The organism is Macellibacteroides sp. (genome assembly GCF_050251695.1).
Taxonomy (GTDB): domain Bacteria; phylum Bacteroidota; class Bacteroidia; order Bacteroidales; family Tannerellaceae; genus Macellibacteroides; species Macellibacteroides fermentans.
Genome location: NZ_JBFWMI010000021.1, coordinates 21,207 through 36,032 on the forward strand (window position 1 = coordinate 21,207; position 14,826 = coordinate 36,032).

A 14,826-nucleotide genomic window follows, 5' to 3' on the forward strand; every position below is an offset into this window, starting at 1 on the left:
CAATAGAGTAACAAACATAACTAATAAAATTCAAAAATTAATATATTTTGACTATTTTGTGATATAATTCGGTTCGATTAAGTCTTTTTGACATAACAGAGCATGTTATTTAACATGTTTTATTTGAAAAAGACTTGACAAAAGGGCTTTTTGCCTGTATCTTTGCATCGTGGTTTTTTCATAATAGTATTAGATTTAAGGTTAACAAAGTTTGGTTAGGGGATGTCGGGATGACATCCTTTAATTGTTTATAGGGGGAGCTATCTCCCTTTTTTTATTATAATCATCTTACAAGTCTGAACATACCCCCCGGCATGGTTTTTATTTTTCCCTCCATCTCCAGTTCAAACAGCTGTGTGGTTAGGTTGCGTATCGGAATATTCAGGGCGATGGCCATCTGATTTACGTGCTGCTCTCCTTTTTCCTTCAGAAGTGTGACTATCGGATGGGCGTTTTCTTCTTCAAATGCAAGGCTGTGCTGTACATTGGTTGAGGGGGATTCGTTACTTTCCCAGCGCAGGGCCGCAATCAGATCGGCGGCACAGGTGATTAGTCCTGCCTTATTTTCACGGATCAGTTTGTTGCAACCTTTGGATTGCTCGTCAGCCACTCTTCCAGGAAAACAATAAACATCCCGGCCATAGGAGAAGGCGATGTCTGCCGTAATGAGTGATCCGCCTTTACTGGACGATTCAACTACGAGGGAGGCATCTGATAGCCCCGCTACGATACGGTTTCTTTTTATAAAATTCTGTTTGTCGGGATTTGTTCCGCTGGGGAAGTCGGTTATTAATCCTCCTTGCTGCAACATTTCAACGGCGGTGTTGCGGTGTATGGCCGGATATATCCGGTCAAGTCCGTGAGCCAAAACCCCGATGGTAGGCAATTGATTCTGCAGGGCGCTGCGATGTGCACAGATGTCGATTCCGTAGGCTAGTCCGCTTAACACCAGAAGATCGGGAAAGTGTAACGCCAGATCCCGGATTAAGGATTCAGTGAGATCCTTGCCGTATGTAGTGGCATTACGTGTACCCACAACGCTGATTACCCTCTGTACATCCGGTTTGATATTGCCTTTGCTATAAAAAAGGATGGGGGCGTCTTCGCACTGCTTCAGACGGTGTGGGTAGGTACTGTCTGTATAGAAATGGCAGTCGATTTTGTTTTTCTCAATAAAGGTGAGCTCCTTTTCTGCTTTCTGCAGTACATCGGCGCGCAGAATCTCGGTCGACAGGGTAGGACCGATACCTGTTATTTTTTCGAGTTGAGATTTCTTTTCAGTAAAGATGGCCTCCTCGTCTCCAAGTGATTCCAAAAGATGGCGGGCAAGAATATCGCCCACCCCGTTAATCATCGTAAGTCCTATCTGGTAAATTCGTTTGTCGGTCATGGTTATTTCATAATGTGATTTACTAAAGAAGATTATGCCGTTGTAACAGGTCGTCGAAATATTCGCCCCGGGTAAGCCGCCCGTTGTCTACCACCACCGATTCAACAACGCCTTTAATTGCCAACGCACCGTCGCTGTCGCGGTAAATGTCTTGCAGGAATTGTAACCGGGGACCGTTTTTTACGATGTTTAGGCAGGAGGTGAATGTATCGCCGCTGCGTAAAGGGGTTTTGTATTGGATATCCACCCTGGAAACAAAGGCGTCTATGCCCTTATCATGCATGGCTCCAAAGTTTTCGCCCAATGATTCGAGAAATTCATGACGGGTATGTTCCAGGTAATGCTGGTAATTGGCATTGTTTACAACACCCTGAAGATCGCATTCGTAATCGCGTACCTTCATCGATAGTTTAAAGATGTATGATTTCATTGCTTATACAAGTTCTGATTATGGATATATAAGAAATCAGATCCTTGCCGCACAAGGGCAGGAATCTGATTTTAGTAGTGTTTGTTATTTTAACTCTTTTTTCTGTTCTACCGGAACCATCTTGTACAGACGATCCGATGGACGTACTTTTTCTCCTACCTTGAACGAGAAGCGTTCGCCCTTTACGGTTTCCTGAACCGGATTGAGTTCTACGCGAATCTCATCGATGGTCTGCATCACTGCTCCGGTGGTGGGACCGGTAATCAGGATTTCGTCGCCTACCTTGAGTGAACCCGACTCCATTTCGAATTCGGCTACGCCCAGAGAACTGAAATACTTGATCCCCTTAGCCACATATACTTTGCGTTTGGTAGAACCGGATCCGTACTTGCTGCTCCATTCGCCCAACCGTTGTCCCAGATAATAACCGTCCCAGAAGCCCCGGTTGAATACCGAACGTAACCGCTCGTCCCATGCCTCAATCTTTTCGTCGGTATATGTTCCGTTACAATAGGCCACTACGGCCTCTTTGTAGCAGGAAGTCACGGTGCGTACATATTCGGGTCCGCGAGCACGTCCTTCTATCTTGAATACACGCACTCCTGCATCCATCATTTTATTCATGAAATGAATCGTCTTCAGGTCCTTGGGCGACATGATGTACTGGTTGTCTATATCCAGTTCGATGTTGCTCTCCTTGTCCTTCACGGTATAGCCACGGCGACAGATCTGCATACAGGCTCCACGGTTGGCCGATGCATTCATCTCGTGCAGGCTCAAATAGCATTTACCGGAAACAGCCATGCAAAGAGCTCCGTGGGCAAACATTTCGATCCGTATGAGCTGGCCGTTAGGACCTTTAATCTGTTGCTCCTGTATCTGTCTGAATATTTCACTTACTTGTTCGAGATTCAGTTCGCGGGCCAGAACAACCACATCGGCAAACAGCGCATAAAACTTAAGAGCTTCAACGTTCGATATGTTTAGCTGTGTGGATAGGTGTACCTCCACACCGATGCTTCTGGCATAACTCATGGGAGCTACATCCGAGGCAATGATGGCCGAAACATCTGCCTCCTTGGCGGCATCGATAATGGTTCGCATTAATGAAAGATCCTCTCCGTAGATAACCGTATTTACGGTCAGGTAGCTTTTGATGCCGTTCTCTTTGCAGATGGCGACTATTTTGTGTAAATCTTCCGTTGTAAAATTGTTGGACGAACGTGAACGCATGTTCAGTCCCTCGATACCGAAATAGATAGAGTCGGCACCTCCCTGAATAGCAGCCATCAATGATTCGTATGAACCGACAGGCGCCATTATTTCAAATTCTTTTTCGCTCAACTTCTTGATGTTTTAATGGTTACAGGGTGCAAAGGTACATAAATTTGCCCTGTAACCATTCCAAAACTTCTTAATATACATAAATTCGAACGATCGGTTAATATTCCCATCCGGTGATGGAACGCAGGAAAGGAACCAGCTCGTCGGCCCCTTTGTACTGCTGTGCCTTGGATGGATGCCAGCTTGCACCGTAACCCAGACTTCCGTCGGCGGGAGTAAGGTCGAACCGGTATACCTGGCTGTCGCCTGCATCATTGGCTTCGCGTGCAACACGGTTCAGGGCAGTCTGGACATCTTCAAGCGGTTTTCCTTTTAACATGCAACCACTTAATAGTACAATCTTTGCTTTGGGATAGTAGCCCCGAAGCGTTTTAAGAAAATTACGATATCCCTTCTCTAATAAACCGGTATCGTAAGGTTGGGTGCTTACGTCGTTTGTTCCCAGATTAACACATACCACATCAGGGGTATACCGGCTGAAGTCCCATACCTCGGTCGTATCTGTAAACAAAGTCTGTGTGTACATGGCTGGCATACAATCTTTGTTGCCCGTCTTTGGACCATTGTAATTGCGGTAGATTCCGATGCCCGAACGGGCAACAACCAGACTTTGTGCATTTAATGCGCGGGCAGTGGCGGCAGCATAGGTGTAGTAATGATTTTCAGTCTCGTCCTTGAAGGGAGCGTTAGGATCTGTAACTTCGGTTCCGTATCCACAGGTAATTGAATTGCCGATGAATTCGATCTTCCTTTTGGGAAGCAGTGGCAATTGGGGGATGGTTTTTCCTGCATCGAGTAGGAAACCCCTGAATTCGGGTCTGCGCTGATAGCCTTCGTAGGCAAGCGTGATGGTTATTTGATGCAGGATATCGTCCAGGTTGTCGGCCAACTGTACAACTGAATCGTTTTCGAGGGATGCAACCTTGAAGGGTTCGCGGTTGTCTATTTCAACCATAAAGTAACCACTATTTGGCTTGACACGCATTGCAATGGAAGTTCCTTCAAAACAGGCTCGTATCTGTACCCCCGGATAGGTAAAACAGGGCGACTCCGGGTTGGTGAAACTTACCCGGCCAACATAGGCTATGTTTGGATTGCTGGCGGGGATAGTTGTTTGAGATGTGGGTTTCTGCGCCTGACCGGCGGCGATTGTAAGTAGTCCGAAAATGAACAATACTAGCGAAAATCGGTTCTTTCTCATGAGTTTATATTAAATTATATCTGATATTTATACAAACTAATTATAGACAATATACGATTGATCCGGCAACATGCTTCCTTTTTCGTGCTTGACGTGGATATGAACAGGGTGGCCGTTTCATAACATTAAGAATTGATAACGTGGCAAATATACTGCTTTCTTGTAAGAAAAGCAGTACTTTTGTCCCCAATATACAATCTATCGGAGAACACGGATCGTTTGGATCAGGGTATCCCTACGAAGTACATCCGGAATGTTTTCTGTTCTTTTTTTAATAATACATTACAATAATGAAAATTGGTTCTATAGATTTAGGCGAACGTCCGGTTTTTTTAGCTCCCATGGAAGATGTTACAGATATTGCATTTCGGTTGATGTGCAAGCAATTTGGTGCCGACATGGTTTATACAGAGTTTGTTTCCAGTGATGCGTTGATTCGTAACGTATCTAAAACCCATCAGAAGCTTACAGTATCTGATGAGGAACGACCCGTGGCGATTCAGATTTATGGCAGGGAAGTTGAACCCATGGTTGAAGCAGCTAAGATTTGCGAAACGGCAGGGCCCAATATTATTGACATAAACTTTGGTTGTCCGGTAAAGAAAGTAGCAGGTAAAGGAGCCGGTTCCGGGATGTTACGTAATATCCCGATGATGCTTGAAATAACTCGTGAGGTTGTTAAGGCGGTGAATCTGCCGGTAACGGTGAAGACCCGTCTGGGATGGGACCACGACAGCAAGGTGATTGTTGAGCTTGCCGAACAGCTGCAGGATTGCGGTATTGCAGCTCTTACCATTCATGGACGTACACGTAGCCAGATGTATACCGGTGAAGCCGATTGGGAATTAATCGGTCAGGTTAAGAACAATCCCCGTATGCATATTCCTATTATCGGTAACGGAGATGTTACCTCTCCGGAAATATGTAAAGAACGTTTCGATACCTATGGTGTGGATGCCGTAATGATTGGCCGTGGAAGTATCGGCCGCCCCTGGATATTCAGAGAGGTAAAGCATTTTATGGAAACCGGGAGCAAACTGCCTGCCGAATCTTTTGAATGGTACCTGGATGTGCTGAAAAGACAGGTGATGCAAAGTATAGAACGGTTGGACGAGCGGCGCGGTATTTTACATATCAGGCGACATTTGGCTGCGACTCCCCTCTTTAAGGGAATAGCCGATTTTAAGTCTACACGCATAGCCATGCTTCGGGCAGAAACCATTGATGAGTTGTTTGGTATCTTGAATAATATACCTGAACAGTTCAATATTGGGGCCGAAAAAATTGATTTACATCAAATTTAAGAATTTATATGACAATATAACAATTAATTGTGTTAATACTTGATTGAATATGGAAGAGTTCGTTTTATATTTGCAACGAGTTTTTTTCATAGTATTTTAGATCTAAGGTTAACAAGTCTTTGCAGGGAAGGAGTCGGGAGACTGTTTCGTTGAAAAGCAAAAAGAACTGCCTGCCTGACTTTGTGTTAGGCGGGCTTTTTTTATTTTTGTAAAAAACTTTGTTCTTTGTGTAACCATTGAAGTATATTGTACGTCTTATCAACAAATAGAAACCATAAATATTCAACGATATGTGTAATAAGAAAATTATCTGGGTAGTTGTTCTGGTGATGGCTTCCCTTAGCAGTTGGGCCTCTGCAAACATTAAAGGGAATGGTTCTGTAGTTACCAGGGAAATCAAAGTCTCGGATTATTCATCCATTCGTTTGGGAGGAAATGTATCTTCTTCTTTAGGAGAGAGTATTAAAAAATTGTTCTCGGGAGAGAAAAACAGCGGTTCCACGCCCGTATTTATTTATAGTCAGACCGATGCGCCTGCTGCGCTTAAGGTAACTTTAGATGAAAACCTGATCGAATACCTTGAGATCAAGGTTGAAAACCGTCAGCTGATTGTACAGACCAAAAAGAATATCCAGGTGAATCCTACACGCTTCGAGTTACGTGGACATTCGCCTTCCTTGCAAGAGGTGAAGGTGGGAGGAAGCTATGATTTTCGCATTGAAGGCCGTTTGGATTCCGATAAGCTGTTGCTTTCTGTTTCAGGGTCGGGTTCTGTACGCGCATCCGAAAATATTAAAACTTCGGTATTCTCGGCCAAAGTGAGTGGCAGCGGGAATCTTTATCTTAAAAATATTTCAACGAATCAATTGGAGACCAAAATATCGGGTAGCGGAAATGCCAACCTGGGTGGTATAGCCAATGTAGGAGACTTTGCTGTGTCTGGAAGCGGAAATATCAATGCGTTTGAATGCCGGGTTGGCGACCTTTCTTGTGCTGTGTCTGGTAGCGGCGATATGAAAGTGCTGGCTTCCAATAAACTTAAAGCGTCTGTTTCCGGAAGCGGCGACATTCAATATAAAGGAGCTCCCGATGTGGATTTTCATACCTCAGGATCGGGATCTATTCGTAAAGCTAATTAATGAAAAAATTTACAAAACGAACTAAAATGAAAACAAAAGTATTTTTCTTTTCGGCGATTGTTACGCTGCTGCTTGCTACCGGATGTTCGATGCATGTTATTCAGGGAGATGGAAATCTGGTTACAGAACAGGTAGCGATTGGAGATTATTCCGAGATTGCCGTGAGTGGGGGTCATTTGGATTTTACTTACCAACAAGTGGATTCGTTACCATCGCTGGAAATAACGGTGGATAAGAATATAAAAGAGGTCCTTGAGGTGAAAGTTGAAGGAAGTAAGCTTATTATAAGACCGTTGCGCAGAGGAATGAATCTGCGTCCTACTCAGTTTGTGATCAAGAGTAATTCGAAAGAATTACGTAAGCTCGACCTGGCAGGAAGTGGCAAGTTTATAGTAGCAGGTCCTTTCAGATCCAATGAGCTGGAGGTGGATGTTGCCGGTAGCGGAGATATCCTGTTGCAAGATACTGCGTTTGTAGACAAGGTGAAGATTGATTTGGCCGGTAGTGGAAAGTTTAACGCCACATATCTGACAGGAACGGAAGTGGACGGTGATATTGCAGGTTCCGGAGCCATCAATCTTGCAGGTAAAGTAAAGGCTTTAGTGTTGGATATCGCCGGAAGTGGTGAGGTAAACGCCTTTGATTGTGAAATAAACGATCTGAGTTCCAGCATTGCCGGAAGTGGCAAGGTGGATGCTACTGTAATGAACAGTATCAAGTCGTCTGTAGCCGGAAGCGGTAAAATCCGCTATAAAGGCACAGCTTCACAAATTGAAAGTAAAAACATGGGGTCGGGAAGCGTTACAAAAGTAGATTAATGCTTTAACCAACCCTCCTTACGATACCAGTCAATGCTCTCTTCCAACCCTTTTCGTAAAGGATAAGAGGCTTTGAAGTTCAAGTCATCCTGCAGTGGCGTAATATCACAAATCCAGTTACGCTGCTTCAGGATGATGTATTTATCGGTGTTGAGCGTCATCTCCTTACCGATGATTTTGCCAATCATCTCCGAGCACCAGCAGGCTATTTTAACGATACCAAGAGGAAGCCGTCCGCGTAATACCCATTTTTTGCCCAGAATATCCTGAATCATGCGGGCAAAAGACTCGTCGGTATGCACATCGCCGTCGGCCACAAAATAGGCTTTGTTTACCGCCTTTTCGTTTTCAATGGCCAGAAATGCAACCCGGGCCAGGTCTTTTACATAGATGAAGGTGATTTGCTGTGGAGTAAATCCGGCAGCCATATCTATTCCGGATTTGATACTTTGTATCTCCATGAAATAGTCTCGTTCGCCCGGTCCGTATACTCCTGTAGGATAAAGTATCACGTATGGAAACCCGGTCTGTTCGCGAACATACTTTTCTGCCAGCATTTTACTTTTTCCATAGACTGTATTGGGCCTTTGCGGATCGGTCTGTTTGATTGGCGTGAACGTTTTTTCGTCGCCCGGGCCAAAACTACTGAGACTGCTCATCAGAATAAATTTTTTGGGAGAACATCCCGATGCTTGAAGGGATTGCAGAAAGATCCGGGTCTGCTCGGCATTAACCTTGTAGAAGTTCTCCTTTTTCAATGTTTTAATTAATCCCGCATTGTGAATAATATAATCCCAGGCTCCATACAGGCGGACGTGTTCGGTAAGTTGTTCCGTCAGCTTTGCGGGGTCGTCGTACCGTAAATCGATAAACCGGATACGGCTGTCCTGTAATCGCTTCCTGTTACTGGAGGCACGGATGCCTGCCCAGGTTTCGTATCCTCTGCGTAGTGCTTCTTCCACCAGAAATCCGCCAATAAAACCACTTGCTCCTGTTATTAATACTTTCATCATGCGTTCATTTTGGGCAAATGTACATATTTTTATTAAAAAGTGAACGGTCTGCCGCCTGCTCTGTGAGCATGGACCGGCAGACCGTTGTCTTTCTTACGTTAGATGAGATTATTCTTCCCAGACTAAAACGCCGGCAAGAGGAATCTTCTTTTCTCCAATCACGATTCGTGCTTTGTTGTTAAGAGGGAAATCGAATGCTTCGGGTCCGTAATTGACAGCAATACCGAATCCATCGCGGTATTCCATCCATACTCCCTGAGGCAGGTCCATCAATGAAGTCCCGTTTAAAGCATAGACGCGTTTAAGGACATCCTTTTCCAAAGATCCGTCGCTGCTGTCTACTCCGATGTAAGTTACACTTCCTTTGCCTAACTTGCGATGCAGTACCGCTGCTTTGCCTGCATAGAAATCGTTCACATAGGTACCCCATACCTCGGTTTGGCTATCGGGAGTAAACACTTCTCCCCAGCTAACCCAAGGATAGCTCTTTCCATTCATTTGTACAGCACCTGGATCTGAAGGTACAAGCAAGTCGAAGAAATCCATTTTTGCCCCGATCAGATTGACCATCTTTCCGCCAAATGGCATTTCAAACAAGCGGTCGAAGCGGTCTTTCTGTCCACTACGGCAAGACAATACCAAATGTCCGCCCTGTTTGGCATAATTTGTCCACTTCTCGATCAGCTGATCGTCTACCAATTGATAAGCCGGGGCGATAAGTACCGGATATTTGTTCCAGTCGGCTTCTTCATTAACCACATCTACCGGAGCGCCGAAGCTCTTTAATGGCTTATAGTATTTCTGAATATGGTTATCGGTATTCCATTCGACGGTTTGTTTTTGCTTACTCATACTCCATGTGTTGTCTACATTATGCAGGATAGCGGTTTTTCGTTTGGTATATTCTGCCGGAAGTTGAGCTTTGGGATTATATAGTTTCCGAAGCTTGGCTATGTCCGTAATAAATTGCTGATACTCCAATCCTCCTCTTGAAGGTGTGACACCGTCAGTCCCAACAATTCCTGCATGATACTGTTCGTCGCCATAGATTGGCTGGCGAAAACGATAGGTACACGTAAAATCGCTTCCTCCGGCAAAAACCGACCATAACCACAATCGGACAGCACCCGGATAAGGTTGCGGATTAACTGTACCCCAGTTTACCTGACCCGGTTGAAGTTCCATTACACCGTACATACCACCAATCGGACGGAAGTAGTCGTTGGCAAAGGGAATTAGCATCGGATCCCCAATACGGTACCCCTTTTGTCCGATTCCGAGTCCCGCTGAAACGATATAGCGTGTGTAGCTGTAAAAGTCGAACAACTTGGATTTTCCTATGTGTCCAGCCCAATAATCCGGGATATAGTTAGAGGTGATCCATTGTTCGGGAGTACTATATTTACGGATTTCAGCAGCTTGTTCATCAAGGAAAGAGGCCGATTCGTAGGCGGTAAACCTTCTATAGTCCAGCATTTGATGGGGATTTTGTCCCCAATTTGACGGAAGGGGGAAATTAATCTGATCAAATGAACTGTAAATCTGACTCCAGAAAGCTGTTCCCCACGCCTTGTTGAGCTCCTGGATCTGGTTGTTGTATTTATTCCGTAGAAATGACCGGAAACGTAATAGCGCATCGGTGTTATAGTCCTGACGAACACCCGGTTCATTGTCAAGCTGCCACCCCATAATCCGGCTGTCTTTACCATACCTTTTAGCCAGTTCAGCAATCATCTTAAGCGAATACTGGCGGTAGAAGGTGCTTGAAAATGAGGCGTGCTGACGGGCCCCATGGTCCACCGTCGTTCCGTTTTCATTTTTTATCAGGATTTCCGGATGTTTACGTGTCAACCATACCGGTGGAGTTGCGGTGGAGGTACACAATATAACTTTCAGGTTGTGCTTAGCGGCGATAGCTATAGCCTTATCCAACCATGCAAAATCGTACTTCCCTTCTTCGGGCTCGAGCTGTGCCCATGCAAATTCGGCAAAATGGGTAAACTCAAATCCCATTTCAGACATTTTCCTTAGATCGCGGTCCCATTGACTCTCATCCCAATGTTCCGGATAATAGTAGGCTCCAACGGTAGTCAGATTCTTTTTTGGGAAAAACTCTTTTTTATCCCGGGCAATCAATCCCCAGGAAATACATAGCGAAATAACAATACAAAATACTCTGATCATGGTTTTTACAATTAAATAAATACTCAAAAATTCATTAGTCTATTTGTGGTTGAAAAAAAAGGCACAACCCTGAAAGCTGTGCCTTTTTCTGATTAAATACAGCTTTAAATTTTCTTTTCTATAACTGCCTGAACAACATTAAGAACGTAATCACCCAGTTTTTCACATTCGGCTACCATATCCATATAGTATACCCCAACCTGGTAATCATAGGCTTTGTTGTTAACATCTTCCATATTCTTGATCTTTAGCTGGTTCCGGTAATTGTTGATTTCATTCTCCACGTTATAAGAGACATTGATGTCATCATGAACTGCTTCCGGTTTATGTAAGATCACATTCATTTGTTGTAAAGCCTGATCTACTATCGCAAACATCTGGTCCATATTATGGTTCAACGATTCGGTGAACTCGCCTTTCCCTTCATTGCGTCGTTTGATGGCACGGGCCAGGTTATTGCACGAGTCGGCTATACTTTCAATCTCCGTAACAGCCCGAAGCATGATACGGATCTCCTCCTTGCTTTCGGAACTTAAACGACCTTCGGCTACAAAGGTAAGATAATTTGCTATTTCAACTTCCATCCGGTCGCTTATGCTTTCATACTTTTCAATCCGGCTGTAAATTTTAAGAAACTTATCTTCGTTTTTCTCATAGAACAACTCTTTCACCATGCCAAGCATACGATAGGTCCGGTCTCCATAAACGGCTATCTCCTTCTTTGCCTGCATCAACGATAGCTCGGATGTGGAAAGCATTCCCGAAGGGATATACCGAAGCTGGAATTCTTCTTCTTCGGCTACGTTTTTGGGTTTGATAACTGCCGAACAAACGTAAACATAGAATTTGACAAACCATACCATAATACATACATTGAGGATGTTGAATACCGTATGAAACAGGGATAATCCGTACGATACAGAAACTTGTAAGGATAATAGTTGTTTTTGTAAAGCTACCAATGATGGATCTGTAAGCTCCATATTGGAAGTAATCAGCGATATAGTACGTGGATCTAATTTACTTAGGAAGTGGGTAATTCCATTTGGATCTCCTGGTCCGAAATTAGTCACTATCCAAGAAATCATTTGGATGAATGGATAAAAAACCACTAAAACCCAAAATACACCAAACACATTAAACATCAAATGAGCTAATGCTGCACGTTTTGCAGAGACATTGGCTGAAATAGCAGCAATATTTGCCGTAATGGTTGTACCAATATTCTCTCCCAAAACCATTGCTGCGGCCATTTCAAAAGGAATCCATCCTTTGGTGCACATAATCAAAGTAATTGCAACTGTTGCGCTGGAAGACTGAACAATGATTGTTAAAATGGTTCCAAGGAAAAGAAAGATAAGTAGGGAAGGAAATCCCATTGATGTATAATTCTGTAAAAATGCAAGAACCTGAGGGTTACTTTGGAGATCCGGAACGGATGATTTAAGAAAGGAGAGTCCCATGAAAAGAAAAGAGAAGCCTAGAAAAAATTCCCCCCAGGACTTTCGTTTACTTTTTCCTGAAAATATCAGAGGAATACTTATCCCTATTAAGGGCAATGCAAAAATACTGATATCTACTTTAAATCCAAACAGAGAAATAATCCATGCAGTAACGGTTGTTCCCACATTTGCCCCCATGATTACTCCGATGGACTGGGCCAGCGAAAGCAGACCTGCATTTACAAAACTTACAACCATAACGGTTGTTGCACTAGATGATTGAACGAGTGCAGTAATTAATACCCCTGTAAGAATTCCTGTAACCCGATTGGTTGTCATTACCGACAGGATAGAACGAAGTTTATCCCCAGCGACTTTCTGGAGCCCTTCACTCATTATCTTCATTCCATAGAGGAATAAACCTAATGATCCGATAAGGGTCAGAAAATCAAAAAATGAATAATCCATTTAAAAATCGTTTAATTGGATAGTAAAATCCGATTTATATTCCTAACTTTATCATGCAAATCTATAAATAAATGTTGAATAACTATGACAGAAACCATCACAATTTACTGTAAGAATAACAACGTATATAAAGATGTACCCCTGGGAGCCACCCTGCTGGATATTTATACTGCAGTGGGATCACCGCTTAAGAACCGGCCCATGAATGCCCGGGTAAACAATAAAGTGGAAGGACTTACATTTCGTTGTTATTACCCTAAGGATGTGGAGTTTATCGATTATACACAATTGTCTGGTCAGCGTACCTACGTCCGTTCCCTCTGCTTTATTTTTTCCAAAGCAGTTCACGATGTATTGCCTACGGCTACGCTCAATTTGGAACATCCCGTTTCCAAAGGGTATTTTTGCAAGATACATAATGGGAAATCAATAGATCATCAGACCATCGAAAAGATCCGTACACGCATGCGTGAGATTATCGATGCCGACATACCTTTTCGCTTTAAGAACACCCGAACATCCGATGCAGTCAAGCTCTTTCATGAACGGGGTTTGTTCGATAAAGAGCTGCTTGTGGAAACAACCGGGATGCCCTATACAATGTATTACGACCTGGATGGCTATATCAATTATTTTTATGGTTGTCTAACACCTTCTACCGGATATATCCAACTGTTTGACATTGTTCCCTATTTCGATGGCGTTTTGCTTCGAATACCCCGTAGGTCCGACCCTCAGGAGCTAGAACCTGTAATTAAGCAGGATAAGATGTTTCAAGCTTATAAGGAGCATCTCACTCTGCTGGATACGGTGGGGCTGAATAATGTTGGCGATCTGAACAAGGCGATACGAAAAGGGATGACTCCCGAAATTATTATGGTTTCGGAAGCCATGCAGGAAAAATCTGTAGCCAAAATAGCAGAGGAAATAGCCTGCCGTTTCCGCGACAATGGGGTGCGGATGGTCCTTATCTCGGGTCCTTCTTCTTCCGGAAAAACCACCTTTTGTAAACGTCTGCAGATTCAATTGATCACCAACCTTATTCATCCGGTGAGTATTTCGCTGGACGATTATTTTCTGGACAGAGAGCATACACCTAAAGATGAAAAAGGTGAATATGATTTTGAGTCGCTTTATGCACTGGACCTCCCTTATTTTAATAGTGATCTGCAAAAGGCCATCAACGGTGAGGAAATCGCATTGCCAACATTTAGCTTTGAAACAGGTTCCCGAATTTACAAAGGCAACAAATTGAAAATGGGACCGAATTCTATTCTCATAATTGAAGGTATACATGCATTGAATCCGGAGCTCACCTCAATTTTAGATGATCACTATAAGTATAAGGTATACGTATCTGCGCTTACCTCAATTTCACTGGATAATCATAACTGGATTCCAACAACTGATAACCGGTTGTTGAGAAGGATCGTACGTGATTATCGTTTCAGAGGCTATTCGGCCAAAGACACGATCGCAAGGTGGGAGAGTGTGCGAAAAGGCGAAGATAAGTGGATTTTTCCCTATCAGGAGAATGCCGATGCCATGTTTAACAGTGCCATGCTGTATGAACTGGCAGCCTTGCGTAAATATGCTGAGCCCATTTTGATGGAAGTGCTTGAAATAGAAGAAGAGAATGCTGAGGCTTACCGTTTGCTACGCTTCTTACGTTATTTCAATTACATTCATGAAACTGAACTTCCTCCTACATCCCTTTTACGGGAGTTCTTAGGCGGAAGCAGCTTCAGTTACTGATATCAGAAGTACGAGAATGCTTTCTTAGAGCGGTAGATTACTCCCGAAGGGTGGTAAATCTCTGCATACAGAATATATAGGCCGGCGGAAAGCTTTTTTCCGCCGTTTCCTTTTCCATCCCAAAAGAGAGAACCTTTTTGGCCGATTAATTCGTGGTTTTTCAGGATTGCTACTTGTCTTCCGGCAGGATCAAATACCATGATTCTACAACTGTAACCCGATTGATCTGTATGGTAAGCTAGATTCCAACAATTATTCTCTGGCGAGAATACCGGAATTTCAATACTGGTTTGAGGACCGTCTTTTATTACTCCATATTGAGTATTTTGGAATCCTGG

The 14,826-nt window shown here is 43.6% G+C and carries 11 protein-coding genes and 1 pseudogene; 4 read left to right on the forward strand and 8 right to left on the reverse strand.

Annotated features, from left to right (window positions below; translation table 11 throughout):
* Positions 1-283: 283 nt before the first annotated feature.
* From dprA to AB7E53_RS05075, 4 genes are all read right to left on the reverse strand, one after another.
* Positions 284-1,390: a DNA-processing protein DprA gene (gene dprA, locus AB7E53_RS05060; protein WP_446774537.1), complete on the reverse strand. Its 1,107-nt coding sequence runs from the start codon at positions 1,388-1,390 to the stop codon at positions 284-286.
* Positions 1,391-1,412: 22 nt separating this feature from the next.
* Complete coding sequence (locus AB7E53_RS05065; protein ID WP_371689523.1) at positions 1,413-1,820, reverse strand: acyl-CoA thioesterase; 408 nt, start codon at positions 1,818-1,820, stop codon at positions 1,413-1,415.
* A gap of 84 nt (positions 1,821-1,904) precedes the next feature.
* Positions 1,905-3,164 carry a peptidase U32 family protein gene (locus AB7E53_RS05070; RefSeq protein ID WP_176421695.1) on the reverse strand — a complete coding sequence of 420 codons (1,260 nt, stop codon included), beginning with the start codon at positions 3,162-3,164 and terminating at the stop codon, positions 1,905-1,907.
* Between the two features lie 97 nt (positions 3,165-3,261).
* Entirely contained in the window at positions 3,262-4,365 is a 1,104-nt protein-coding gene (locus AB7E53_RS05075) for an SGNH/GDSL hydrolase family protein (protein ID WP_446774538.1), read from the reverse strand.
* Between the two features lie 290 nt (positions 4,366-4,655).
* Between AB7E53_RS05075 and dusB the strand changes: the two genes are divergently transcribed.
* The 3 genes from dusB to AB7E53_RS05090 all read left to right on the forward strand — a co-directional run bounded on the left by dusB (position 4,656) and on the right by AB7E53_RS05090 (position 7,626).
* On the forward strand, positions 4,656-5,669 hold the full coding sequence (gene dusB, locus AB7E53_RS05080; protein ID WP_068181436.1) for a tRNA dihydrouridine synthase DusB: 1,014 nt from the start codon (positions 4,656-4,658) through the stop codon (positions 5,667-5,669).
* 290 nt (positions 5,670-5,959) lie between these two features.
* Entirely contained in the window at positions 5,960-6,808 is an 849-nt protein-coding gene (locus tag AB7E53_RS05085; protein ID WP_068181439.1) for a head GIN domain-containing protein, read from the forward strand.
* Positions 6,809-6,834: 26 nt separating this feature from the next.
* Positions 6,835-7,626: a head GIN domain-containing protein gene (locus AB7E53_RS05090; RefSeq protein WP_179399857.1), complete on the forward strand. Its 792-nt coding sequence runs from the start codon at positions 6,835-6,837 to the stop codon at positions 7,624-7,626.
* On the opposite strand, the gene AB7E53_RS05095 is transcribed toward AB7E53_RS05090, so the two are convergent.
* The 3 genes from AB7E53_RS05095 to AB7E53_RS05105 form a co-directional block, all read right to left on the reverse strand.
* Complete coding sequence (locus tag AB7E53_RS05095) at positions 7,623-8,636, reverse strand: NAD-dependent epimerase/dehydratase family protein (protein ID WP_446774546.1); 1,014 nt, start codon at positions 8,634-8,636, stop codon at positions 7,623-7,625. The genes AB7E53_RS05090 and AB7E53_RS05095 overlap by 4 nt on opposite strands.
* A gap of 111 nt (positions 8,637-8,747) precedes the next feature.
* The gene (locus tag AB7E53_RS05100; protein WP_446774540.1) at positions 8,748-10,823 is read right to left on the reverse strand and encodes a beta-galactosidase; all 2,076 of its coding nucleotides are present in this window, start codon (positions 10,821-10,823) and stop codon (positions 8,748-8,750) included.
* A gap of 104 nt (positions 10,824-10,927) precedes the next feature.
* On the reverse strand, positions 10,928-12,733 hold the full coding sequence (locus AB7E53_RS05105; RefSeq protein ID WP_179399855.1) for a Na/Pi cotransporter family protein: 1,806 nt from the start codon (positions 12,731-12,733) through the stop codon (positions 10,928-10,930).
* 84 nt (positions 12,734-12,817) lie between these two features.
* Between AB7E53_RS05105 and AB7E53_RS05110 the strand changes: the two genes are divergently transcribed.
* Positions 12,818-14,488: a nucleoside kinase gene (locus tag AB7E53_RS05110; RefSeq protein WP_079682343.1), complete on the forward strand. Its 1,671-nt coding sequence runs from the start codon at positions 12,818-12,820 to the stop codon at positions 14,486-14,488.
* A gap of 2 nt (positions 14,489-14,490) precedes the next feature.
* Here the strand turns inward: AB7E53_RS05110 and AB7E53_RS05115 are convergent.
* Positions 14,491-14,826, reverse strand: a pseudogene (locus tag AB7E53_RS05115) (lamin tail domain-containing protein); the annotation flags it as partial.